The organism is Cryobacterium sp. TMT2-4 (assembly GCF_004402575.1).
Taxonomy (GTDB): domain Bacteria; phylum Actinomycetota; class Actinomycetes; order Actinomycetales; family Microbacteriaceae; genus Cryobacterium; species Cryobacterium sandaracinum.
In genome coordinates this window covers 116,978-141,719 of sequence record NZ_SOGE01000025.1, presented here as the reverse complement: position 1 = coordinate 141,719, position 24,742 = coordinate 116,978, and the positions used below count along the sequence as shown (strand labels likewise).

Below are 24,742 nucleotides of genomic sequence, written 5' to 3'. Positions count from 1 at the left end.
ACCACCCGCACGTGAGTGTCAGAGCGTATTGCCGAGCTTGAAGCCGTGCTCCACGTCGTTCTTGCGGGTGTACGAGAACCCGTCGGCGCCGACCGTGACGGCCATCTCGCTGGACTCGGTGCGGGCCATGACCGGCTGGGGGTTGCCGTCCAGGTCGAGCACCAGTGAGGCATCCGTGTACCAGCTCGGCACGACCGCGTTGCCCCACCAGTCGCGGCGCTGGTTGTCGTGCACGTCCCAGGTGACGACGGGGTTGTCGGGGTCGCCGGTGTAGTAGTCCTGGGTGTAGATCTCGACCCGGTGGCCGTCGGGGTCGCGCAGGTAGAGGTAGAACGCGTTCGAGACGCCGTGGCGGCCGGGGCCGCGCTCGATGACGTCCGACATCCGCAGGGCGCCGAGCTTGTCGCAGATGTAGATGATGTTGTGCTTCTCGTGCGTGGAGAAGGCGATGTGGTGCATCCGCGGGCCGTCGCCGCCGGTCAGGGCGGTGTCGTGCACGGTGTCCTTGCGGCGCATCCAGGCCGCGTAGGTGACGCCGTCTTCGTCCTGGATGTCCTCGGTGACGCGGAAGCCGAGGTCCTCGAGGTAGCCGCGGCCGAGTCCCACGTCGGGGGTGACCTGGTTGAAGTGGTCCAGGCGCACGAGGGCGCCGGGACCCTGCAGGTCGTAGCGCCAGGCCAGGCGTTCGACGTGGTCGACCGAGTAGAAGAACTCGTAGGGGAAGCCGAGCGGGTCTTCGACGCGCACGGAGTCACCGACACCCTTTGCGAACCCGTTGATGCGGCGTTCGGTGCGGCAGCCGAGCTCCTGATACCAGGCCTCGGCCAGACCCACGTCTTCGGGGGCGCGCACCCGGAAGGCCATCGCGGCGACTGCGGCGACCGGGCCCTGGCGCAGCACCAGGTTGTGGTGGATGAACTCCTCGAAGCTGCGCAGGTAGATCTCGGTGTCGCTCTCCTCGGTCACGACGAGGCCGAGCACGTCGACGTAGAACGCACGCGAGCGGGCCAGGTCGGTGACGACGATGTCCATGTAGGCGCAGCGCAGGATGTCCGGCGGGGTCGCGGTCGGCGTGGGGATGGGGGTGGTGGTCATGGAATCCTCCTCATTGAGATGTCGCGGTGGTCGAGCGTGTCGGTGGTCGAGCGTTCGGTGGTCGAGCGTGTCGGGACCCGGGACCGGGGACCCGAGATCAGTGGGCGCCGAAGCGGGCGGTGTGCACAGGCCCGAGGGAAACGTGCACGGCCTGCTGCTCGGTGTAGAAGTCGATCGAGCGGTAGCCGCCCTCGTGGCCGAGGCCCGAGGCCTTGACCCCTCCGAACGGGGTGCGCAGGTCCCGCACGTTGTGTGAGTTGAGCCAGACCATGCCCGCCTCGATCGACTGCGCGAAGGTGTGCGCCCGGGTGAGGTTGCTGGTCCAGATGTATGCGGCCAGGCCATACTTGACGCCGTTGGCCAGCTCGAGGGCTTCTTCGTCGGTGTCGAACGGCGTGATCGCCACGACCGGTCCGAAGATCTCCTCCTGGAAGATGCGGGCCGTCGGGGCGACATCCGCGAACACGGTCGGGGACACGTAGTTGCCCTCTGGCAGGTTCTGGGGGCGGCCGCCGCCGGCGAGCAGGCGGCCCTCGCTCTTGCCGATCTCGACGTAGCTCATCACCTTGGCGTAGTGCTCGGGGTGCACGAGCGCGCCGACCTCGGTGGCAGGGTCGTGTGGGTCGCCGACGACGATGTTCTGTGCCCGGGCCGCATAGCGGGCGCAGAAGTCGTCGTAGATCGGGCGTTCCACCAGGATGCGGCTGCTGGCGGTGCAGCGCTCGCCGTTGAGCGAGAACACCCCGAACAGGGTCGAGTCGAGCGCGGCCTCGAGGTCGGCGTCGGCGAAGACCACGGCGGGGGACTTGCCGCCGAGCTCCATCGACATGCCCTTGAGGTTCGCGGCGCAGTTGCGGTAGATGGTCTGACCCGTGGTGGTCTCGCCCGTGAACGAGATGAGGGGGACATCCGGATGCTTGACCAGCGCGTCCCCGGCCTCCTCACCCAGCCCGTTGACCAGGTTGAAGACCCCGTCGGGCAGCCCGGCGGAGCGGAAGATCTCCGCCCACAGGCTCGCCGACAGCGGCGTGAACTCGGCCGGCTTGAGCACGACCGTGCAGCCGGCGGCCAGTGCGGGGGCGAGCTTCCAGCTCTCCAGCATGAACGGGGTGTTCCACGGGGTGATCAGCCCGGCCACGCCGACCGGTTTGCGGAAGACGTAGTTGATCTGGCTGCCTGGCACCTGGTAGGTGTCGTCGGTCTGCGCCACGATCAGGTCGGCGAAGAAGCGGAAGTTCTCGGCCGCCCGCTTGGCCTGGCCGAGGGCCTGGGTGATCGGCAGGCCGGTGTCGAACGTCTCGAGTTCGGCGAGGCGGGCATCCTGGGCCTCGACGGCGTCGGCGATCTTGTTCAGGATGCGGGAGCGTTCGCGCGGCTTCATCCTCGGCCACGGCCCGGCTACGAAGGCGTCGGTCGCGGCGGCGACGGCGAGGTCCACGTCTTCCTTCTGGCCGGCTGCGGCGGTGGCGTAGGTCTGGTTCGACACCGGGTCGAGCACGTTGAAGGTCGCGCCGGAGACGCTGTCGACGAACCGGCCGCCGATGAAGTGCTGGATGCGGGACGGCAGGTTCTCGGGCACGTGCTGCGCGCGGGTTCTCGTGGTGGTGGTGTCGGTCACGGTGGTCTCGGTCATGGTGGTGTCGGTCATGGCTCAGGCTGCTTTCGGGGTGAAGCCGGCGACAGTGAAGCCGTCGACGGGGGAGAGGTACTGCTCGCCGGCGGCCAGGAGCGCCTGCATTTTGGCGATGCCCGCATCCGTCGGGGTGATCAGCGGCGGGCGCACGAAGCCGCTCTCGATCAGGCCGCGCTGCTCGAGCACCCATTTGCCCGGGGCCGGGTTCGTCTCGACGAAAAGCAGGTCGACGAGTGGGTGCAGGCCGTAGTGGATGCGCCGGGCCGTCTCGATGTCGCCGGCCATCCACGCGTTGTACATCTCGACGTGCGCGACCGGGGCGATGTTGCTCGTGGCGCTGATGTATCCCACGCCGCCGAGGGCCAGCAGAGGCAGGCAGAGCAGTTCGATGCCGCTCCAGACCAGCAGTTCGGGGCCGCAGAGCTGCAGCACCCGGGAGAAGTGCTCGAAGTCCTTGGTGGTCTCCTTGACGCCGACGAAGTTGTCGAAATCGCGGTATAGGCGGGCGATGGTCTCCGGGGCGATGTCCACGGCGGTGCGGCTGGGCACGTTGTAGGCGACGATGGGCAGGTCCGGAAATTCCTCGGCCACGGTCTTGTACCAGAAGTAGAGGGCTTCCTGGGTGGGGCGGGCGTAGTAGGGGGTGATGATCAGGGCGGCGTCGACGCCGGCGTCCTGGGCCGCGGCGGTGAGCTCGAGGGTCTCGTCGAGCTTGGCCGAGCCGGTGCCGGGCATGAACGGCACCCGGTCGCCGACCGCGGCGGCCACGGTGCGGATCGCGCTGGCACGTTCGATGATGGTCTGCGAGCTCGGCTCGCCGGTGGAGCCGCCGAGCGAGATCCCGTGCGTGCCGGAGGCGAGCTGCCAGTTCACGAGGTTGGTGAGGCCGGCGTGGTCGACGGCGCCGTCGGCCGTGAACGGGCTCATCAGGGGCGCGATAGAGCCTGTGATCTGACTCGGGTCGGTGCGGAACTTCATTGTTCTTCCTTTCGAGGGCAACGGATGCGTCCGCGACTGTTGCCGAATCGGACGAATGTTCCCGGGGTGCGGGCAACAGTCGTCCGTTACGGGAACAGTTGCGGGATTGGCTGTTAGGGGGTGGAGGCGGTGGGGGCGGTGTGCTGCTGGGCGAGGAAGGCGTTCAGGGTGCCGAGCCGGTGGTCGCGCGCGGCCAGTTCGATCTGCAGGGGATCGGCGCCGTCCTTGATCAGGTCGAGCAGCGCGGTGTGCTCGGCGACGGACTCGTGCGCCCGACCGGGCACGAAGCTGAACGTGGATTCGCGAAGGGTGCCGAGCCTGCTCCAGCCCCGCTGCACCAGGTCGAGGATATGCGCATTGCTGCAGGCCTCGAACAGGGCCGAGTGGAACTCGCGGTTCAGGCTGGTGAAACGCACCGGGTCGAAGTGGTGCAGGCACTCGTCCATCTCCGCGTTGATCTCCCGGGCGCGCAGCAGCGTCTCCGGGTCGAGCCGCGGCGCCGACAGGGCGGTGGCGTAGCCCTCGACGAGGGCCAGCGTCTGCATCGTGTGGGTGTACTCGGTGACGTCGAGCATGGCCACCTGGGCGCCGACGTTGCGCTCGAACGTGACCAGACCCTCTGCCTCCAGCAGTCGGATGGCTTCCCGCACCGGCACGGTGCTGACACCGATCTCCCGGGCGATCTGCCCGAGCACCAGGCGGTAGCCCGGGCTGAAGCTGCCGTCGGAGATGCGGGCCCGGATCCACCGGTGGGCGAGCTGCGCCTTGCTCAGCGACGCCTCCGCGCCGGTGGTCGAGACGCCGGTGGTCGAGCCAGTCGCAACGCCAGTCGAGCCCGCCGAGCCTGTCGATCCAGTCGATCCTGTCGAGACCGAGGCCGTCATGCCTGCTCCTCCAGCCAGACCCGATAACGGGCCTTCCACTCGGCGTTCATCGGGTAGAGCCCGTCGACGCCGTGCCCGGCCGTGACCATGGCGGCGATGAAGGTCTCCTCGCGCTCCTGCACGATGGCTGCGGCGACCACCTCCTCAACCAGGTGCGGCGGGATCACGATCAGCCCGTCGGCGTCCCCGACGATCACGTCGCCGGGCTGCACGGATGCCCCGCCGCAGGCCACGGTCAGGTCCGTGTCCCACGGCACGTGCCGGCGTCCGAGCACGGCAGGGTGCGGTCCGGCGTGGTAGGTGGGGATCTCCAGGGCGGTGACGGCCGCGAGATCGCGCACACCGCCATCCGTCACGATGCCGGCCGCGCCGCGCATCTGGGCGCGCAGGGCGAGGATGTCGCCGACCGTGCCCGTGCCGCGCTCGCCGCGGGCCTCGATCACGAGCACGTCGCCCTGTCCGAGCGAGTCGAAGGCGCGCTTCTGGGCGTTGTAGCCGCCGCCGTGCGACTCGAACAGGTCCTCCCGCGCCGGAATGTACCGGAGTGTGCGGGCCCGGCCGACGAGACGGGCGCCCGGCCGGGTCGAGCCGAGGCCGTCGATCGACACCGAGTTGAGCCCGCGCTTGCGCAACTGGGCGCTGAGGGTGGCGGTGCCCACACTGTTGATCCGGGCCTTCAGCTCGGGGGTGAGGGCGAACGGCGGGGGCGTCTGCTCCGCTGTGGGTGCGGTGACGGATGTCGGTGCGAGCCCGGCCGCCTCCGCCGAACCCCACGCCTCGGTGCGCTGCAGATCGTCGACCCGCGGGCCGGCCCCGAACGCGCCGAACGGCACCGTGCCCTGCCGAATCGGGCTGACGAGGCGGCCGGTGCGGGGTGCGCCCGGGGCTCCTGGGGCATCCACTTCGACCTCGACGATGTCGCCGGGCACGACGACCGACGATCCGGCCGGCGTGCCGGTGAGGATCAGGTCGCCGGGCTCGAGCGTGAGCAGCTGCGAGAGGTCGGCGACGAGCCGGCCGAACCCGAAGAGCAGGTCGGCGGTCGTGTCCTCCTGTACGAGCGTGCCGTTGACCCAGGTGCGGATGCGCAGCGCTGCCGGGTCGAGGCCGGCCGCCGGCAGCAGTGTCGGCCCGACGGGGGTGAAGCCGTCGGCGCCCTTCGAGCGCAGGTTCGAGCCCTTGTCGGCGTAGCGCAGGTCGTACACGCCGAAGTCGTTGGCGCAGGTCACGTGCGAGACCGCCGCCCAGCCCTCCTCGGGCGAGACGCCGCGGGTGCGGTGCCCGATCACCAGCGCGATCTCGCCCTCGAACACCAGCAGCTCGCATCCGTCGGGCCGTTCCACCGGCGTGCCGCTGGAACTCCGCGACGACGCCGGCTTGAGGAAGTACGACGGCTGCTCCGGCGTGCGGCCGCGCTGGGCGGCCCGGCTCGGGTAGTTGAGGTGCACCGCAATGATCTTGCCCGGTGTGGCGAGATCGGTGGTGGCGGTGACGCTGATACCCGCGCTGTTGCTTGCGCTGCCGGTCGCGCTGGTGCTTGCGCTGTTGCTTGCGCTGACGTCGGCGGAGCCCACGGAGGTCGAGTTCGGCATGTTTTGCGGCTTTCTAGTCGTGCTGGGAAATGCCGAGCGGGACTCCACGGGTTTCCTTCACCACGGAGACCGCGACGAAGGAGATCGTGGCCAGCACCATGATGTAGATGCCGATCGACGGTGACCAGGCGGTCTCGTCCAGCAGCAGCTGCGCGATCAGGGGAGCGAACGCCCCACCGAGGATGGCACCCATGGCGTAGCCGATGGACACGCCCGAGTAGCGTACCTGAGCCGGGAACATCTCCGCGTAAAGCGCCGCCTGTGGACCGTACGAGAAGCCGAGCCCGCTGGCCAGCACGACGAGCGCCACCGTGAACCAGAGGATCTCGCCGGTGTCGATCAGCAGGAACATCGGGATGGCCCAGAGGAACAGCCAGGCGTAGCCGAACTGGAACGTGCGGATGCGCCCGATCTTGTCGGAGAGGATGCCGCCGATCATCGTCGACGCGAGCCAGAACGCGGCGGCGATGGTGCTGGCCAGCAGCACGGGGGAGCGTTCCATGCCCAGGCCGCCGGCCTCGACCGGCTTGGTGGCGTAGGAGGAGAAGAACGCGATCAACAGGTAGCCGGCGGCGTTGTTGGCGATGAAGATCAGGGCGGTCAGGATGACCTGGCGCCAGTGGCCGCGGAAGAGCTGGCGGAGGGGGGCGGCCGATTCCTTCTTGCGATCCTGCATCTCCTTGAAGACGGGGCTCTCGTCGACCGAGCGGCGAATGATGAAGCCGACCACGATAAGCAGCACCGAGACGAGGAACGGGATGCGCCAGCCCCAGGCGAGGAAGGCCTCCTCGCTCATCGTGCTGGTCACCAGGAGCATGACGCCGGTGGCGAGGATGAGCCCGGTCGGCACGCCGATCTGCGGGTACGCGCCGAAGAATCCGCGCTTATTGACCGGGGCGTGCTCAACCGACATCAGGGCGGCACCGCCCCATTCCCCGCCGGCCGAGAAGCCCTGCAGGATGCGCAGCACGATCAGCAGGATCGGCGCCCAGACGCCGATCTGCTCGAAGGTCGGCAGGAGGCCGATCAGTGCCGTGGCCGCGCCCATGATGACGAGCGTCAGCACGAGCATGGCCTTGCGGCCGAGGCGGTCACCGAGGTGGCCGGCCACGACCGCGCCCAGCGGGCGGAAGAGGAAGCTGATGCCGAGGGAGGCCCAGGCCACGAGCTGCGCCAGACCGGCGTTGTCGTTGGCGAGCGGGGCGAAGTACAGCCCGGCCAGCACAAGGCCGGCGGCCTGCGCGTAGATGAAGAAGTCGTACCACTCGATGGTGGTGCCCACCATGGTGCCGGCGAGGACCCGGCGTTCCTCGTGTCGTTTCGCGGCGGTCGCTTTCGCGGCGCTCGCTCGGTCGGTCGTCAATGCCATGGAATACCCCTTTGTATTTCCCTGTGTGGTGCTGGAATCGTGCGATCTCGAAACGGTATCACAGATCGTATATTATCTACAGGGCTAGGAACGGGGTTGTCCGGGGGGCCTGGATGGTGCCGCCGTCTCGTGGTCCGGATGCCGCCGTACGCCGGGCCGGCTGCCGGCGCCCGGTCGGCGGCGCCCGGTCAAAGCGCCCGCGTCTGGCCCGGTGTGGCGGCAATTAGCGCAGGTCGGCTGCAATCACGGCCGCGGCCGTCACGAGACGCGCGCCGATCGCGGCGTCACTCTGCCCGGTGCCGAGGTAGACGACCGCCAGAGCCGCCGGTGCCTCGCCGGGCACGACCAGCGGCACCGCCACGGAGGCCAGCCCCGGAATGACCTCGTCATGACTGGTGGCGAAGCCGCGTGCGCGCACGTCGGCGGCCTCGCCTCGGCGGGCTCCCTCGCCGAGGTTCACCCACTGGGTCGCCGTGAGCAGGGACTGGATGGCGATCCCGGGTGCACCCCGGCCGAGCGGATGCCGCGTGCCCGGGCGCTGCGCGACCGTGGCGTGCGCCTGCCGCGGTTCCACGCTGACCAGAGTGACGACCTCCGCCCGGTCCAGCACGGTCACGAAGGCTGTCATCCCTAACTCGTTCGCGACGCTCGTCAGCTCGGGCAGCGCCGCGGCCTGCAGACCGCGGGAGACACCGCGGGCGAGCGCGGCCATCCGTGGGCCGAGGCGTACGGCGCCCGCGGCATCCCGGATCACGACCCCATGGTCCTCCAACGTGCGTAATATTCGGTAGGCGATCGAGCGGTGCACGCCGAGGGCGGCGGCCACGTCGGCAATGGTCAGGGCCTCGTCGGCGTCGGCGAGAATCTCGAGCACGCGGATGCCGCGCGACAGGGTCTGCGAATGCGGCGCACCGTTCGGGCCGTTGGCACTGGGCCCGCTGGGCTTGCTCTGCTCGCTCATCCCGTTACCCCGCTCATTGACGTCGACACGGTGCCATTCTCGCATTCGTGGTTCAGGGCCCGCGGTCGCCCCAGGAGCTATGCACTCGGAGTGTGCGTGCGCGTGCGTGCGTGCGTGTGTGCGTGTGTGTGGCCAACTCAGGAGACTCGGGTGCCGCGCGGCATCCGTCGCCCGGACCAGTGCGGGGAGCGAGGGGGTGGTGCGGCGCGTCTCCTGAGTTGGCCACACCACCGTGACGGCGCGCCCGCGCGCGAGGGTTCCCGGTCCTCGGGTCCGAATCCTCCTCGTGCATATCTCCTGCAAATTGTGGGGGGCCGCATCGCGCCCCCGTCCGGGTCTTTCGGCGGCCCGGGCCGGCGCCCCCACCAGCGTGCAGAAGTCATGCCGGGTTCGCGGAGGCTAACTCAGGAGTTCCGGGATCGGGGCGGCCGATTCGGCACGGGCCAGTGCGGACCCGTACGCCACAGGTGCGGGATGGTGGTTTCGCCGCGGTGAATCTCCTGAGTTAGCCACACGGAGCGCTGTCGCCTCGCTGCGCGCATCCGTGCGCTGCCGCCGCGCATCCGTGCGCTGACAGGCAAGACCCACGGGGGAGACCGGCCTATCGTGAGCCGAAATGACCGCGATCTGGGTGTCCGTGTGCCTGGTCGCCGCCGTCGCGGCGTCCGGCCTGGGAGCGGCGTGCGCGCTCACCGGGCTCCGGATGCCGGGCCGCGCCCTGGTCGCGGCTCCCACCATGGTCGTCATGACCGTCTCGTGCGCCGACATGGTGCTGCCGGGCATGAAGCTGCTCGGCTCCTTGGCCTGGGCGGGGCTCCTGGTCGGGGCTCCTGGTCGGGGCGGCGCTGCTGGCCCTACTTAACCGGCGGCACCGCATGCCCGCCGCGCATCACGCCGTATCGCTGCTGCTGATGTCCGTAATGTGGGTCGCGATGCTGCCGGCGGCGTCGACTAAGGCTACGGCGGCTTCGGTTGGCTCGGTCGCGGTGGGCGGCTTCGGTTGGCTCGGTCGCGGTGGCCGGCGCTGGCGCCGGAACCAGTGCCACGGCTAGTGCCACCGCTGCCGCTGCGCCCGTTGCCGCTGCGCCCGTTGCCGCCGGGACCGCTGTGGGAAACGGCGCCCATGCCGGGCACGCGCCGGCGATCACCGACGGCGGAACGCTGCCGGCCTGGCTTGTGGTGCTGCTGGCTGCGGCATCCGTTGCCCCCGCGGCCAGCGCCGTGCGGTCGGCGCGCCGCCCGACCGGGTCGGGGGTCGAGCCGGCCACGCTCCGACTGGAGTCGGCCCAGCACCTGAGTATGGCGCTGGCGATGACGTTGATGGCCGCGGGGATGTTCCTGTCGCTGACCGGTTGCTGACGGATGCCGGGCACCCCCTGACCAGGGAGGAATCCGCAGCCATGATCTCACCATCACACGACCCGGCCGACAGCACAGTGCCGCCAGGACCGATCACCTAGGACCGGTCACACGGGACCGTGCCGACACGTCGAGCGGTGCGGCTAACTCAGGAGATGCGGCGCCGCATCCGTTGGATCGCCGCACTGGTCCGGGTGCCGGCTGCCGTCCGCCGCCCGGATCTCCTGAGTTAGCCCCAGGGCGCAACCCTTACCGGTACATAACTCCTGCAAATCGTAGCCCGGCCGAAGCCGTTGCCTGTGCTCCGGGGGCCGTGAATCCGCTACCGGCGGGGCCACTCGGGCGCCGGGGCACCCAGGCTGTCCGTGCCCGACGGGCGGATGAAGGGTGCGGTTAACTCCGGAGATGCGCCGCGGCATCCGTGGGATCGCCGCACTGGTCCGGGTGCCGGCTGCCGTCCGCCGCCCGGATCTCCTGAGTTAGCCCCGAGGCGCCCCGCATCCAGCCACCCGCCCCCGCCCCGCGATTAGACTGATCGGATGCCCGTCATCGAGATCAGCGACCTCAGCGATCCGCGGCTTGCGGACTACGCCCATCTCACCGATGTGGCACTGAAAAAGGCGCGCGGTACCGAACACGGCCTGTATATAGCCGAATCAGCATTGGTTCTCGAGCGGGCCCTGCGCGCCGGACATCGGCCGCGGTCGGTGCTCACACTCGGCAACACCGCCCCGGAGGCCGGCGCCCTCGTCGGCGAGGACGTGCCGGTCTTCGTCGGCCCGGGGGCGCTTCTCGCCGAGCTCACCGGCTACGTGCTGCACCGCGGCGTGATCGCCTCGATGCACCGGCCCGAGCTGCCCGACCCGGAGTCGCTACTCGCCGGCGCCCGCCGCATCGTGATCCTCGAGAATGTGTCCGACCCCACGAACGTCGGCGCGATCTTCCGCTCCGCCGGGGCCATCGGCGCCGACGCGATCCTGGTCACACCGCGCTGCTCCGACCCCTTCTACCGTCGCGCCATCCGCGTCTCGATGGGCACCGTGCTGCAGGTGCCCTGGACCCGCGTCGGCGACTGGCCGAGTACCCGCGCGCTGCTCACTCGGCACGGTTTCCACCTCGCCGCGCTCGCCCTGACAACGGATGCCGTGAGCCTGCGCGACTTCCCCGGGCACGAGCACGAGCGGCTGGCGCTGCTGCTCGGCGCGGAGGGTGAGGGGCTCACCCCGGACGCATTGGCGGCCTCCGACACCGTGGTGCAGATCCCGATGAAGCACGGCATCGACTCCCTCAACGTGGCCGCCGCCAGCGCCGTCGCGATGTGGGCGCTCTCGGGCTGACGCCCCGCCTGCCACACCCGAACCTGCACGGCTCACCGCCGCACGCCACACCCGCACCTGCACGGCTCACCGCCGCACGCCACACCCGCACGCCACACCCGCACGCCACACCCGCACGCCACATCCGTACGTCACACCCGAACCTGCACGGCTCACCGCCGCACGCCACACCCGCACGCCACACCCGCACGTCCCTGTCCTGCCGCGTTTGTGGCCAACTCAGGAGATACGTCGGCCGCGTTCTGTTAGCCCCCGGACCAGTGCGGCGGAACCCGCCGGACGACGGCTTCCCCACCGGATCTCCTGAGTTAGCCCCACGCGCAGCCCGTACCCCATGCGCAGCCCGTACCCCATGCGCAGCCCGAATCACACGCGCAGCCCGTACCAGATGCGCAGCCCGTACCAGATGCGCAGCCCGTACCCCATGCGCAGCCCGAATCACACGCGCAGCCCGCAGCCCGCAGCCCGCAGCCCGCAGCCTGCAGCCTGCAGCCCACACGCGCTCCCCGCTCCGCGCCGCGGTGGCACCAGAAGCCTAGGCTGAGGTCATGAGCAACGAGGCTGTCATTGTCGATGTCGTGCGCACCGCGTCGGGTCGAGGCAAACCGGGCGGCGCCCTCTCGGGCGTGCACCCCGCGGACCTGCTGGCCGGGGTGCTGAGCGAACTGGTCACCCGCAACGGGCTCGATCCCGCGCTCGTCGACGACGTGATCGGCGGCTGCGTCAGCCAGGTCGGCGAGCAGGGCTACAACGTGACCCGCACCGCCCTGCTCAGCGCGGGTTTTCCCGACTCGGTGCCCGGCGCGACCATCGACCGGCAGTGCGGATCCAGCCAGCAGGCGGCCACGTTCGCCGCGCAGGGCGTGATGGCCGGCAGCTACGACATCGTCATCGCCTGCGGCGTCGAATCGATGAGCCGCGTGCCGCTGGGCTCGTCGCTCGGCACGGCCCAGAGCCCGCAGAACCAGCAAGGCGGGCAGAGCCCGCAGAACCAGCAAGGCGGGCAGAGCCACCAGAACCAGCAGAGTGTACAGATCCCGAATCCGCACGGCACGCTGATGCGCGACCGCTACCCTGACGGGCTCGTCAACCAGGGCGTCTCGGCCGAGCTGATGAACCAGAAGTGGAAACTGGGCCGCGGCGAACTGGATGCCTTCGCCGCCCGCTCGCACCGCCTCGCCGCGGCCGCCGCCGAACGCGGCGATTTCGACGGCGAACTGCGGCCGACGACTCTGCGGGACGGCCGGGTCGTGGCCGCCGACGAGACCATCCGCCCCGGCACCACCCTCGACTCCCTGGCCGCTCTGCCGCCGGCGTTCCGCACCGACGCCCTCGCCGCCCGCTTCCCGAAACTCGACTGGCACATCACCGCCGGCAACTCGTCGCCGCTCACCGACGGCGCCTCCGCGGCTCTGATCATGAGCGCCAAACGCGCCGCCCAGCTCGGCCTCAATCCGCGCGCACGGTTCCACAGCTTCGCGGTGACCGGAAGCGACCCGCTCTTGATGCTCACGGGCGTGATCCCGGCGACCCGGCGCATCCTGGAGCGCTCCGGTCTCAGCATCGACGACCTCGACGCCTACGAGGTCAACGAGGCGTTCGCCACCGTGCCGCTGGTCTGGCTGCGCGAACTCGGCGCCAACCCGGCCCTTCTCAATCCGCGCGGCGGGGCCATCGCTCTCGGCCACGCGCTCGGCTCCTCGGGCACCCGGCTCCTCGGCACCCTGCTCAACCACCTCGAACTGACCGGCGGCCGCTGGGGCCTGCAGACCATGTGCGAGGGCGGCGGCATGGCCAACGCCACCATCATCGAACGGCTCTGAGATGCGCGTCGACGGATGCTCCGCCCTCGTCACCGGAGCCGCCTCCGGCCTCGGGCTGGCCACCGCCACCGCCCTGGCCCACGCTGGGGCAGCGGTCGTGCTGCTCGACCTGCCCGGCACCAGTGGGGAGCAGGCGGCGGTCGTGATCGGCGGCCGGGCGTGTTTCGTGCCGGGTGACGTCACCCGCACCGAGGACGTGCAGGCCGCCGTCGACGCCGCCGCCGCGATCGCCCCGCTGCGCATCGTGGTCAACTGTGCCGGCATCGCCCCCGGCCAGCGCACCGTCGACCGCACCGGGGCCCCGCTGCCGCTGGACGACTTCGACCGGGTCATTCGCATCAACCTCGTCGGCACGTATAACGTGATCCGGCTGGCCGCGGCCGCCATGCAGGCTACCAGCCCGATCGGCGGCACGGACGGAGCCCCCGGGACGAACGGCACGGACGGCACCCCCGGCACGATCGACCAGACGGCCGGCACCGTCCCGGAGCGCGGTGTGATCGTGAACACGGCATCCGTCGCAGCCTTCGACGGGCAGATCGGTCAGGCGGCCTATGCCGCCTCGAAGGGCGGCGTCGCCGCGATGACCCTGCCGCTCGCCCGCGAATTCGCCCGATCGTTGATCCGGGTGGTGGCGATCGCGCCCGGCATCTTCGACACCCCGCTGCTTCAGGGGCTCCCCGAGAACGTGCGCGAGTCCCTCGCGGCGCAGGTTCCACACCCTTCCCGGCTCGGCAACCCGGCCGCGTTCGCCGCGCTCGTGCGGCACATCGTCGAGAACCCGATGCTTAACGGCGACACCATCCGGCTCGACGGTGCCATCCGGATGCCGCCCCGCTGACCGGGGCCGAGCCTGTGTATTCCCCTGCGGCCCCGACGACGCCAATTTCTTTAGGGTAGGCTTACCTAAAAGCACTGCGGGTCATGCCCGCACGACAGTAGGGACGCAACACGATGATCTTGACACGCCGCTGGGCACTGCTTACCGCTATCGGAACGGTGGCCCTGCTCGGGGTGACCGGGTGCAGCGCACCTGAGGAATCCAGTCCTGGTGCTACCGACGCGTCCACCCCGTCGGGTTCGATCACGGTCTACAACGCCCAGCACGAGGAACTGACCCAGGCCTGGGCCGACGAATTCACCGCGGAGACCGGCGTCACCGTCACGCTCCGCAACGGCGACGACTCGGAACTCGGCAACCAGCTCGTGCAGGAAGGCGCCGCGTCGAAGGCCGACGTGTTCCTCACCGAGAACTCGCCCGCGATCAGCCTCGTCGACAAGGCCGGCCTGTTCGCCCCGGTCGACGACGCCACGCTGGCCCAAGTTCCCAAGCAGTTCCAGCCGTCCACCGGCACCTGGACCGGCATTGCCGCCCGCTCGACCGTGTTCGCCTACAACCCGAGCATGATCAGCGCGGGCGAACTGCCGGCCTCGCTGCTCGACCTCGCCGACCCGGCCTGGGCCGGCCGCTGGGCCGCGTCGCCCTCCGGCGCCGACTTCCAAGCCATCGTCAGTGCGCTCCTCGAGCTCAAGGGCGAAGCCGCAACGAGTGACTGGCTCGCGGCCATGAAGGAGAACGCGGTCGTCTATAAAGGCAACAGCACCGTGATGAAGGCCGTCAACGCGGGTGAGATCCCCGGCGGCGTGATCTACCACTACTACTGGTTCGCAGACCAGGCCGGTACGGGCGAGAACAGCTCCAGCACCCAGATGCACTACTTCAAGAACCAGGATCCCGGTGCGTTCGTCAGCGTCTCCGGCGGCGGAGTGCTCGAGACCAGCGCGAACCCCGTGGCCGCTCAGGCGTTCCTCGCTTTCATCACCGGCAAGGCCGGCCAGGAAATCCTGAAGACCGGCACCTCGTTCGAGTACCCCGTTTCCGACGCGGTCGACGCGAACTCCGCGATGGTGCCGCTTCGCGAACTCGACGCCCCCGTCATCGACCCGTCCAAACTCAACAGCACCAAGGTCACCGATCTGATGACCGAGGCCGGTTTCCTCTAGGCTGAAACTGGTGATACCTGCAGCCCCCCCGACCGCGAAACCGGCGCCCGACCCGTCGGACACCGGTCGCGGAGCCGTCGCCGAAACCGGCGCAACGGGGCTTGCGGGGCGCACGGATGCCGCCGGCCGGGTCGGCAAACGACCCTCACCATTCATCGTGGCGGCCGCCGTCACCGTGTCCGTGCTCGGGCTGCTGCCGCTGGGCTACGTCATCGTCACCGGTATCCTGACCGGTTGGCCGACCCTCTCGGCGCTCGTGTTCCGGCCGCGGGTCGGCGAACTGCTCCTGAACACGATCGGGCTGGTCGTGATCACGGTGCCGCTGACCGCGGCGATCGGGGTGGCCGCCGCCTGGCTGGTCGGCCGCACCTCCCTGCGCGGCCACCGGGTGTTCGCCGTGCTCCTGGCGACGCCGCTCGCGGTGCCGGCCTTCGTCAACAGCTACGGCTGGGTAAGCGCCGTACCCTCCTTGAACGGGCTCTGGTCCGGGGTTCTGATCGCCACCCTGTCGTACTTCCCGTTGGTCTACCTGCCCTGCGTCGCCGCGCTCCGTCGGCTGGACCCCACGGTCGAAGAGGCAGCAGAGTCGCTCGGCAGCGGTGCCTGGGGCGTCTTCTTCCGCGTCATCCTGCCCCAGTTGCGGCTGCCGATCCTCGGCGGCGCCCTGCTGGTAGGGCTGCACCTGCTCTCCGAATACGGCGCGTTCGCGATGATCCGCTTTGACACCTTCACCACCGCCATCGTGGAGCAGTACCGGTCCACGTTCAACGGCCCCGCGGCCAACGCCCTCGCCGGCGTTCTCGTGCTGCTGTGCCTGTTCCTGTTGATCGGGGAGTCCGGTGCCCGCGGACGCTCCCGGTACGCCCGCATCGGCTCGGGTGTGGCCCGGGTCACGCCGCGGCGCTCCCTCCGCGCCTTCACGCCGGTCGGCTACCTGTTCCTCGGTGGGCTGTTCGCACTCGCGATCGGAGTCCCGTTCTGGAGCGTCATCCGCTGGCTCTACCAGGGCGGCGCAATCGTGTGGACCGATGCCGTGCTGGTCCAGGCCCTGCTGCAGACCGTGGGCTACGGCCTCGTCGGCGCCGCGGTCACCTGTGTACTCGCGTTCCCGATCGCGTTCCTCGCGGTGCGCTACCCGAGCTGGCTGTCCCGCGGCCTCGAATCGGTCAACTACCTCACCAGTTCCCTCCCTGGGATCGTCACGGCCCTCGCGTTGGTGACCATCAGCATCCGTTTCGTGCAGCCGCTCTACCAGACCACCGTGCTGGTGATCGTGACGTACTTGCTGATGTTCCTGCCGCGCGCGCTGGTGAACCTCCGGGCCGGGCTCGCACAGGTTCCGGTCGGACTGGAGGAGGCGGCCCGGTCGCTCGGCAAGCATCCGTTCGCCGCGTTCCTCAGTGTCACCACCCGCTTCTTCGCGCCCTCGGCCCTGGCCGCGGGGGCGCTCGTGTTCCTCGGCATCGTCACCGAGCTGACCGCTACGCTGCTGCTGGCCCCGAGCGGCACCCGCACCCTCGCGATACAGTTCTGGTCGAAGGTGAACGACATCAACTACGTCGGCGCCGCGCCCTACGCCCTGCTGATGATCGTGCTGAGCCTGCCGGTCACCTACCTGCTGTTCGCCCGCTCCCGGCTGACGAGCGTGTCATGACCGCCGCCGTCGAACTGTCCGGGGTCAACAAGAGCTTCGGCAGCAGCCGTATCCTCGAGGACATCGCCCTCTCGGTGCCGGAGGGTAGCCGCACGGTCGTGGTCGGCTCGTCCGGGTCGGGCAAGACCACCCTGCTGCGCCTGATCAGCGGCTTCGAGCTGCCCGACTCGGGCACCATCAGCGTGCTCGGTCGCACCGTGGCCGGCCCGGGCGCGGCCGTGGCCGCGCATCGGCGCGGGATCGGCTTCGTCGCGCAGGACGGCGCCCTGTTCCCGCACCTCACCGTGGGCCAGAACATCGCGTTCGGCCTCGGCCCGGCGCTCCGCGGCGGCACCCGCAAGCAACGCGCCCGTGCCGTGAGCGAGCTGCTCGAGATGGTGTCGCTGAGGCCCGACTTCGCCGCCCGCCGCCCCGACGAACTGTCCGGCGGCCAGCAGCAGCGCGTGGCCCTGGCGCGGGCCCTCGCCCGCCAACCGCGGGTGATGCTCCTCGACGAACCGTTCTCCTCCCTCGATGCCGGACTGCGGGCGGCAACCCGCGACATCGTCGCCGAAACGCTGGAGCGCGCCGGCATCACCACGGTGCTCGTCACCCACGACCAGGCGGAGGCGATGAGCTTCGCCCACCAGCTCGCGGTGCTCCGCGACGGCAACCTCTGCCAGGTCGGGCCGCCGCGCGAGGTCTACTGGCGCCCCGTCGACCTGTTCACGGCCCGGTTCCTCGGCGACGCGGTCGTGCTACCGGCCACCATCTCGGACGGTTTCGCCGCCTGCGCGCTGGGCACAGTCGCGGTCGCCCCCACCAGCCTGCGCGGCGACGCCTGCATCATGCTGCGCCCGGAGCAGATCATGGTCGAGCACTGCGAGTCCGGAGGGGCGGATGCCGCCGCCTCCTGTACCGGCCAGGTCGAGGCGGTCGATTTCTACGGGCCCGAGGTGCAGCTGGCGGTGCGCCTGTTCTGCGTGGGCGCCCCGGCGTCCGGCTTCCCCCAGAGCCCCGGGACGCAGAGCCCCGGGACGCAGAGCCCCGGGACGCTGGTGCACGTAAGGCAGCACGGCACGATGGGCACCGTCGTGGGCAGCCGGGTCAGCCTCACCGCCCGTGGCACCGCCACCGCGTTCGCCGCCCGCCCCTGACCCTCGCCCTGCCGCCCGTCGGGCCGCTCCGTCGGGCCCTGCCCCTCGCCGTGCCGCCCGTCGTCCCCTTGTCCGCGCCGAGCGTACGCTGTTCATCACCGAGGGAGCGCCGTGTCCGGTATCGAACCAATTCGACGGAGATTCTCGAAAAAAGAAGCAGTTTCGGAGCGTTCGGGACCGTTTCTGCCAAAATCTCCGTCGAATTCGTTCGACGGAGACGGAGACGGAGACGGAGACGGAGACGAAGTCGTCTTCGTCGACGGATGACCCGACGACGTAAGTGGCTCAGCGCCAGGATCCCCACTACTCCGCGGCGTGCGCCTCGAGGAACTCGTAGACCTCGGTGTCGTCGACACCGGGGAAGGTGCCGCTGGGCAGCGGCGACAGCACGTGCGCGTGCAGCCGGGCGCTCGGCCAGGCCTTGCCGGCCCAGCGCGAGGAGACCTCGGAGGCCGGGCGGCGACAGCAGGACTCGTCCGGGCAGCGGGACACCGCCCGCTGCGTGGTCTCCCGGCCGCGGAACCACTTGGCCTGCACGAAGGGCACGCCGACGCTGATCGAGAACTCGCCGGCATCCGTCGCCCCGGTCTGGGTGGCGCACCAGAAGGTGCCGGCCGGCGTGTCGGTGTACTGATAGAACTCGGTGGTGCGGTTGGTGTGGGTGAAGGCGCTGCGGGCGCTCCACTGCTTGCAGACGAACTGGCCCTCGATCGAGCCGGTCACGTCGGCCGGCAGGGGAAGGTCGTCGTTCTCGTAGCCCTTCTGCAGGGCGCCGTCGCCGGTGACGCGCAGGAAGTGCAGCGGCATGTCCAGGTGCGAGGTGGCCAGGTTCGTCAGTCGCAGCGCCGCGGCCTCGTGGGTCACCCCGAAGGCGTCGCGGAAGTCCTCGACCGAGAGCTCGCGTTCGCGCTTGGCGTGGGAGAGGAACGCGACGGATGCCGCCTGCGGCATCAGGCAGGCGGCCGCGAAGTAGTTGATCTGCAGCCTCTGCCAGAGGAACTCGGCGTAGCTGCCCGGCCGCTCGTGGCCGAGCAGCCGGTGCCCCATGGCCTGCAGCGCCATCGAGCGCAAGCCGTGACCGCCGGGGATCGACGCCGGCGGCAGGTAGATGCGGTGATTGACCAGGTCGGTGACCGACCGAGTCGAGCCGGGCAGGTCATTGACGTAGATGAGGTTGAAGCCGAGCTGCTCGGCCATCACGCTGACCTCCCGGTGGGTGAGGGCGCCCGACACATGCCCGGATGCCCGCACTCGGTCTTCGGCGAGCTGCTCGATGTCGGGCATGAAATTATCTTGTTCGCGCATCTGTTCGCGCAGTTCCGTGTTCGCGCGGCGGGCCTCTTCCGGCGTGGCGATGGCTTCGCTGGCGCGGCGGGCGAGTTCGCGGTGCAGACCGAGAAGGGACTCGAGCGCCGCCATCGGCATGCCCTTGGTCATCTTCACCCGCGGCAGGCCGAGGGCGCCGTAGAGCGGATTGCGCTGCGCGCGCTCCAGCTCGATCTCGAGTGCGGCCCGCGTGTTCGGCGCTTCGTTTTTGAGCAGGTCGGTGAGCTCCACGTCGACGGCGGTGGCAATGTCCTGCAACGTCGACAGCTTGGGGGAGCGGCGGCCGTTCTCGATCAGGGAGAGCTGGCTCCCGGCCATGCCGACCTGCTCGCCGAGCTGGTCGAGCGTGAAGCCGCGCTCGGCCCGGAAATGACGGACACGGAGTCCCAGGGTGATCAGATCAGCGGCACGTGTCGACATTCCTTAACGATAACGAAAGATTCGCTGTTCTTAACCTGAGCACTTCCGGCACCGGTGGCATCGGTGGATCATTGTGGAGATGGGGGCGTATTTGCGTCCCCCCACGACTGCAGACCACTGGTTCACGCCGGATTGACCACGAAAGGCCAGGAGATGACAATCGCGAATTCCCGACTTGAGACCGGCGGGGGCGAGTCCCGCTATGTTGCCGGCACCACCGACCCCAACCTTCAGGCCTGGGTGGACGAAATTGCCCGGCTGACCCAGCCCGACGCCGTCGTCTGGTGCGACGGATCGTTGCGCGAAGCCGATGTGCTCGCGAAACAGCTCGTAGCCGAGGGCAAGCTCATTCACCTGAACCCGGAGTGGCGCCCCAACAGCTACCTGGCCCGCACGAGCCCGTCGGACGTGGCGCGCGTCGAGGACCGCACCTTCATCTGCTCGGTCGGCCCGGGCGATGCCGGCCCCACCAACAACTGGGCCGACCCGGACGCGATGCGGGGCGAGCTGCAGGGAGTCTTCGCGGGCAGCATGCGCGGGCGCACGATGTACATCGTGCCGTTCTCGATGGGCCCGCTTGGCGGCCCCATCTCCCAGCTCGGCGTGGAGATCACCGACTCGCCCTACGTGGTGCTGAACATGGGCATCATGACGCGCATGGGCCAGAAGGTGCTGCACATGATCGAGGCCGGAGCCCCCTGGGTGCACACCGTGCACAGCGTGGGCTACCCGCTGGTCGACGCCGAGGGGCGCCGCCGTGGGGACGTCTCCTGGCCGTGCAACGACACCAAGTACATCGTGCAGTTCCCGGAGACCCGCGAGGTGTGGTCCTTCGGCTCGGGCTACGGCGGCAACGCGCTGCTCTCGAAGAAGTCGTTCGCGCTGCGGATCGCATCCGTCATGGCCCGCGACGAGGGCTGGCTGGCCGAGCACATGCTCCTGATCAAGGTAACCTCCCCGGAGGGCGGCGTGTCGCACCTGGCCGCGGCTTTCCCGTCGGCCTGCGGCAAGACGAACCTGTCGATGCTGCGCCCGACCATCCCCGGGTGGAAGGTCGAGACCATTGGCGACGACATCGCCTGGCTGCGCCCCGGGCCCGACGGGAGGCTGTACGCGATCAACCCGGAGGCCGGCTTCTTCGGTGTGGCCCCCGGAACCGGCGAGGTCACCAACCCGACCGCCGTGGCCACCGTCTGGGGCAACACGATCTTCACGAACGTCGCACTGCGCGACGACGGCGACGTGTGGTGGGAGGGTCTGACCGAGACCACTCCCAGCCACCTGATCGACTGGGAGGGCAAGGATTGGACGCCCGCCTCCGGCCGCCCGGCCGCCCACCCCAACTCCCGCTTCACGGTTGCTGCGGCGCAGTGCCCGTCGATCGCCGACGACTGGGAGGCCTTCGGCGGCGTGCCGATCGACGCCATCCTCTTCGGCGGACGCCGCGCGACGAACGTGCCGCTGGTGGCCCAGGCCCGCAGCTGGAAGCACGGCGTGTTCATGGGCGCGACCATCTCCTCGGAGAAGACCGCGGCCGCCGAGGGCACCGTCGGCGAGTTGCGCCGCGACCCGTTCGCGATGCTCCCCTTTTGCGGCTATAACATGGCGGACTACTGGGCGCACTGGCTCAAGGTCGGCCGTGGTCTCGGCGGCAAGGCGCCGGAGATCTTCCAGGTGAACTGGTTCCGCAAGGGCGCGGACGGAAGCTTCCTCTGGCCCGGTTTCGGCGAGAACTCCCGTGTGATCGAGTGGATCGTGCGCCGCGTCGAAGGCTTCGCGAATGCCGTGGACACCCCGATCGGACACCTCCCGGTCCAGGGTGGCCTCGACCTGAAGGGTCTGGACCTGGCCGACGCGGATGTCGAGCAGCTCTTTGCGATCGACCCGGCCTCCTGGCTGGCCGAGTGCGACCTCACTGAGGAGTACTTCGCCAAGTTCGGCGACCGGGTGCCGCCGGCGCTGCTCTCCGAGCTCGCGAGCGTGCGCTACAACCTCCGAAACGCGTAGCGGAGCTCGGCGCCGCTGGTGCGCTGCGGCATCCGTTGCCTGACGAATTCGACGGAGATTTTGCTTCCGTGGGGCTGTTTCGGGTGTGTAAACCGCTTCAGATCCGAAAATCTCCGTCGAATTGGTTCACGAGCGCCCGCAGTGGCGGACGTGCGGGGCCGGGGGGTGGTCGTACGATGCTGCCAGTCGGGCGGCGGTGCCCGGCGGGAAGTCGCAGGTGCGGTGCAAGACGACGGCGGACTCGTGGAGAAACGCATCGACCGGTTCGTGCCGGCGCGGCTGCGCCCGGCGGTGCACCGGGCATCCGTGTCGCTGCGGGCCTGCGCCGGTATCCCCGAGGCGGTCGCGGAGGGGTACCGACTGAGCCTGCCGCCTTGTTCGGTGACCGGGGTGAGAGCGACCCGCGTGGATCCGTTGATCGAGGTCGACCACCCGGCCGTCATGGTCGAGGCGGTCAAGCTGGCCGAGGACCGCAGCGGGGATCTGATCGTGCGGCTCTACGAGGCGCACGGGTCGCGGGTGCGGGTCATCCGTCACTTCGCCGCGACGGATGCCACCGAAACCGACCTGCTGGAACGCCCCCTGACCGCGCCGCGGGCTCCGTTCGCCGCCGATGGCTCCGCGCTGACGATCGAGCTGCGTCCCTTCCAACTGGTAACCCTGCGCTTCGCGCGCCGCTGACCGCCCGCGGTCCCGGCCGCACTACTACCCGCCCTGTTACCCGCCCTGTAACCCGCCCACCTACCCGCTGTCCGCGCGCTGACAGGGCCACATGCGCCTTACGAATTCGACGGAGATTTTGGCTAGATCGGGTGTTTCAGGCCCAAAACTGGCGGTTTCGACTAAATTCTCCGTCGAATTGGTTCGGGCAGTCCAGGCTAAACGAGCAGCTGGTGCTTGGCGAGCTCGCGGTAGAGCGGCGTCGAGGCGACCAGCTCGGAGTGCGTGCCGGTGCCGATGACCTGACCGTGGTCGAGCACCACGATCTGGTCGGAGTCGACCACGGTCGACAAGCGGTGCGCGATCACGATCAGGGTACGGTCCACGGCGACCGCGTCGATCGCGGCCCGCATCTTCTGCTCGTTGACGCCGTCGAGACTCGAGGTGGACTCGTCCAGCAGCAGGATGGGCGGCGCGGCCAGCAGGGCGCGCGCGATCGCCAGCCGCTGGCGTTCGCCGCCGGAGAGCATCACGCCGGACTCGCCGACCGCCGCGCCCAGCCCGGCCGGGTCGCGCTCGAGCACCTCGGAGAGGTTCACGGCGTGCAGCACGGCGATGCACTCCTCGTCGGTGGCGTCGGGCGTGGACAGGGTCAGGTTGTCTCTCAGCGAACCGGCCAGCACGGGGGCGTCCTGTTCGACGTAGCCGATCTGCGAGCGCAGCGCGGTGCGGTCGAGGGTGCGGATGTCCAGTCCCCCCATGCGCACAACGCCTCCGGTCGGGTCGTAGAAGCGCTCGATCAGGGCCAGGATGGTGCTCTTGCCGGCACCGGACGGGCCGACCAGGGCGGTGCGCTTGCCGCGCGGGGCGTCGAAGGAGACGCCGCGGAGCACCGGGCGGGGCTTGCCGGCGGCGTCGGCGTCGCTGCGCTCGGTCGCCCGTTCGGTCGCCTGTTCGGCAGCACGGTCGGCCGCGGCCGCGGAGCGGTCAGCGGCCGCGAGATCTGCCTCGACGAGGTCGGGTTCGGCCAGCACGGCCTCCATCACGGCCGGAACCACGATGGCGGTCTCGAGCACGAACGGAGCCGCGACGGCGGTCTCGATCATCGCGTTCTCGGCGGCGACGAGCTCGGCATCGGAAGCCGTGTGAGCGGAACGCCCGGCACCGGAAAGAGCGGCGGAATCCGCCGACGCGGCCGCAGCAGAGCCGATAGTCCCCGCACCGGCTGCGGCGCCGGCAACACGGCCGACACCGGCAGCACCGGCCTGCGGCCCGGCCTCCGACCCGGCCTCCGCACCCGCGGCATCCGTCGCTGCCGAGGCGACCAGGTAGCCGAACTGCACGTTCTCGAACGAGATCGCCGGGGCATCCGGCCGCACCGACTCGTTGGCGGCGCCGACCGTGATGGCCAGAGGGGCGATGTCGCGGTCGAACTGGTCCTCGGTGGGCAGGTCGATGATCTCCTGGATGCGGCCGAGGGCGCCGAGCGCGGCGTTCACGGAGGTGATCGCGCCGAACGCCTGGCCGAGCGGCACGATCATCAGAAACAGGAACAGGATGAACGCGATCAGGTCCGCGATCGTGATGGTGCCGCTGGCCACGCGGAAGCCGCCCACGCCCAGCACGACCAGGAACGACACCTGCATGGCGATGCCGGCGATCGGCACGACGAGGGCCGAGATCCTCGCGACCTGGATGCCCATCCGCCAGGCGCCCTTGGCGTCCTCCTCGACGGCGGCGATCTCCCGGTCGGTGGCGTTCGAGGCACGCACGGTGCGCACCGCGCTGATGGCGCGCTCGACACTGGCGGCGAGGTCGCCGACCTTGGCCTGCGCGGCGAGGCTGGCGGCACGGATGCGCTGCGACAGCAGTGTGACGGTGACCACCGACACGGCGATCACCAGTACCGTCAGGCCGAGCAGCACCGGATCGATCACGAGCATGGCGATGAGCGCGCCGACGAACGTGAGCGACCCGCCGATCGCCTCGACCAAACCCTGGGTGAGCACGGCCCGCAGCAGCGTGGTGTCCGACCCCACCCGGGAGACCAGGTCGCCGGTGCGGCGGGTGTCGAATTCGCTGATCGGAAGGCGGAGCATCCGCCCGATCAGTTTGCGGCGGCTGGAGAGCACGACGCCCTCACCGGTGCGCTGCAGCAGATAGTGCTGGTAGCCGCTGATCAGGGCGGAGATGACGACGAGTGCGACCAGCGCCCACACCAGGCTGCCGAGCGCGTCACCCTCCTGCACGATGGTGATGACCTGGCTGACCAGGAGCGGCTGGGCGAGGCTGGCGAGGGCGCCGAGGATGCTGAGTACGATGACGAAGCCGAGCACCTTCTTGTGCTCGAGCAGATACGGGACCAACTGGCTGAACGTCGCGCGGGGTCCGCCGGCATCGTCGCGGCGCCCCATCCGGCCGAGGCGTCCGCGACCGGCCGTGCGACCGGCCGTGCTGGTGGGCGGGCGGGCGGCGGAACGGGGGTTGCTGGGGGTACTCACTGA

The 24,742-nt window shown here is 69.9% G+C and carries 19 protein-coding genes; 10 read left to right on the top strand and 9 right to left on the bottom strand.

All coding sequences use genetic code 11. The annotated features are described in order from the left end of the window. Positions 1-18 precede the first annotated feature (18 nt). The 7 genes from hpaD to E3O54_RS07005 all read right to left on the bottom strand — a co-directional run bounded on the left by hpaD (position 19) and on the right by E3O54_RS07005 (position 8,512). A complete protein-coding gene (gene hpaD / locus E3O54_RS07035; protein WP_104099411.1) occupies positions 19-1,095 on the bottom strand; it encodes a 3,4-dihydroxyphenylacetate 2,3-dioxygenase in 1,077 nt (358 codons plus the stop codon). A 97-nt stretch (positions 1,096-1,192) separates the two neighbouring features. Beyond that, the gene (gene hpaE / locus E3O54_RS07030) at positions 1,193-2,728 is read right to left on the bottom strand and encodes a 5-carboxymethyl-2-hydroxymuconate semialdehyde dehydrogenase (protein WP_134401292.1); all 1,536 of its coding nucleotides are present in this window, start codon (positions 2,726-2,728) and stop codon (positions 1,193-1,195) included. 18 nt (positions 2,729-2,746) lie between these two features. Then, a complete protein-coding gene (gene dapA, locus E3O54_RS07025; RefSeq protein ID WP_134401245.1) occupies positions 2,747-3,706 on the bottom strand; it encodes a 4-hydroxy-tetrahydrodipicolinate synthase in 960 nt (319 codons plus the stop codon). A gap of 113 nt (positions 3,707-3,819) precedes the next feature. Beyond that, positions 3,820-4,590, bottom strand: a complete 771-nt coding sequence (locus tag E3O54_RS07020; RefSeq protein ID WP_104099414.1) for a GntR family transcriptional regulator — start codon at positions 4,588-4,590, stop codon at positions 3,820-3,822. Next, positions 4,587-6,182: a fumarylacetoacetate hydrolase family protein gene (locus tag E3O54_RS07015; RefSeq protein WP_134401244.1), complete on the bottom strand. Its 1,596-nt coding sequence runs from the start codon at positions 6,180-6,182 to the stop codon at positions 4,587-4,589. Before E3O54_RS07015 ends, E3O54_RS07020 begins: the two co-directional genes overlap by 4 nt. Positions 6,183-6,195: 13 nt before the next feature. Further along, on the bottom strand, positions 6,196-7,551 hold the full coding sequence (locus tag E3O54_RS07010) for an MFS transporter (RefSeq protein WP_104099416.1): 1,356 nt from the start codon (positions 7,549-7,551) through the stop codon (positions 6,196-6,198). Between the two features lie 223 nt (positions 7,552-7,774). After that, positions 7,775-8,512 carry an IclR family transcriptional regulator gene (locus E3O54_RS07005; RefSeq protein WP_134401243.1) on the bottom strand — a complete coding sequence of 246 codons (738 nt, stop codon included), beginning with the start codon at positions 8,510-8,512 and terminating at the stop codon, positions 7,775-7,777. Positions 8,513-9,128: 616 nt separating this feature from the next. On the opposite strand from E3O54_RS07005, the gene E3O54_RS07000 reads away from it, so the two are divergent. The 8 genes from E3O54_RS07000 (at position 9,129) to E3O54_RS06965 (ending at position 17,825) form a co-directional block, all read left to right on the top strand. Further along, positions 9,129-9,374 carry a hypothetical protein gene (locus tag E3O54_RS07000; RefSeq protein ID WP_134401242.1) on the top strand — a complete coding sequence of 82 codons (246 nt, stop codon included), beginning with the start codon at positions 9,129-9,131 and terminating at the stop codon, positions 9,372-9,374. Positions 9,375-9,619: 245 nt separating this feature from the next. Beyond that, positions 9,620-9,871 (top strand): hypothetical protein, encoded by a 252-nt coding sequence (locus E3O54_RS06995; RefSeq protein ID WP_134401241.1) that lies wholly within the window; start codon positions 9,620-9,622, stop codon positions 9,869-9,871. 539 nt (positions 9,872-10,410) lie between these two features. Continuing rightward, entirely contained in the window at positions 10,411-11,208 is a 798-nt protein-coding gene (locus E3O54_RS06990) for an RNA methyltransferase (protein WP_134401240.1), read from the top strand. 548 nt (positions 11,209-11,756) lie between these two features. Further along, positions 11,757-13,031, top strand: coding sequence for a thiolase family protein (locus E3O54_RS06985; protein WP_134401239.1), 1,275 nt, complete (start codon positions 11,757-11,759; stop codon positions 13,029-13,031). Position 13,032: 1 nt separating this feature from the next. After that, complete coding sequence (locus E3O54_RS06980; protein ID WP_104099199.1) at positions 13,033-13,872, top strand: SDR family NAD(P)-dependent oxidoreductase; 840 nt, start codon at positions 13,033-13,035, stop codon at positions 13,870-13,872. Between the two features lie 113 nt (positions 13,873-13,985). Beyond that, entirely contained in the window at positions 13,986-15,035 is a 1,050-nt protein-coding gene (locus tag E3O54_RS06975; RefSeq protein ID WP_134371443.1) for an iron ABC transporter substrate-binding protein, read from the top strand. Positions 15,036-15,192: 157 nt separating this feature from the next. After that, the gene (locus tag E3O54_RS06970; RefSeq protein WP_370247517.1) at positions 15,193-16,689 is read left to right on the top strand and encodes an ABC transporter permease; all 1,497 of its coding nucleotides are present in this window, start codon (positions 15,193-15,195) and stop codon (positions 16,687-16,689) included. Then, the gene (locus E3O54_RS06965) at positions 16,686-17,825 is read left to right on the top strand and encodes an ABC transporter ATP-binding protein (RefSeq protein ID WP_134401238.1); all 1,140 of its coding nucleotides are present in this window, start codon (positions 16,686-16,688) and stop codon (positions 17,823-17,825) included. Before E3O54_RS06970 ends, E3O54_RS06965 begins: the two co-directional genes overlap by 4 nt. 303 nt (positions 17,826-18,128) lie before the next feature. Here the strand turns inward: E3O54_RS06965 and E3O54_RS06960 are convergent, their stop codons facing one another. Then, positions 18,129-19,571: a helix-turn-helix domain-containing protein gene (locus E3O54_RS06960; RefSeq protein ID WP_104099202.1), complete on the bottom strand. Its 1,443-nt coding sequence runs from the start codon at positions 19,569-19,571 to the stop codon at positions 18,129-18,131. Positions 19,572-19,724: 153 nt separating this feature from the next. Here E3O54_RS06960 and E3O54_RS06955 point away from each other — a divergent pair, with 153 nt between their 5' ends. Both E3O54_RS06955 and E3O54_RS06950 read left to right on the top strand, forming a co-directional pair. After that, positions 19,725-21,578, top strand: coding sequence for a phosphoenolpyruvate carboxykinase (GTP) (locus E3O54_RS06955; RefSeq protein ID WP_134401237.1), 1,854 nt, complete (start codon positions 19,725-19,727; stop codon positions 21,576-21,578). 243 nt (positions 21,579-21,821) lie between these two features. Further along, positions 21,822-22,259 (top strand): glycosyl hydrolase-related protein, encoded by a 438-nt coding sequence (locus E3O54_RS06950; protein ID WP_198411442.1) that lies wholly within the window; start codon positions 21,822-21,824, stop codon positions 22,257-22,259. 197 nt (positions 22,260-22,456) lie between these two features. Here the strand turns inward: E3O54_RS06950 and E3O54_RS06945 are convergent, their stop codons facing one another. After that, the gene (locus E3O54_RS06945) at positions 22,457-24,652 is read right to left on the bottom strand and encodes an ABC transporter ATP-binding protein (RefSeq protein ID WP_134401290.1); all 2,196 of its coding nucleotides are present in this window, start codon (positions 24,650-24,652) and stop codon (positions 22,457-22,459) included. Between the last annotated feature and the right edge of the window lie 90 nt (positions 24,653-24,742).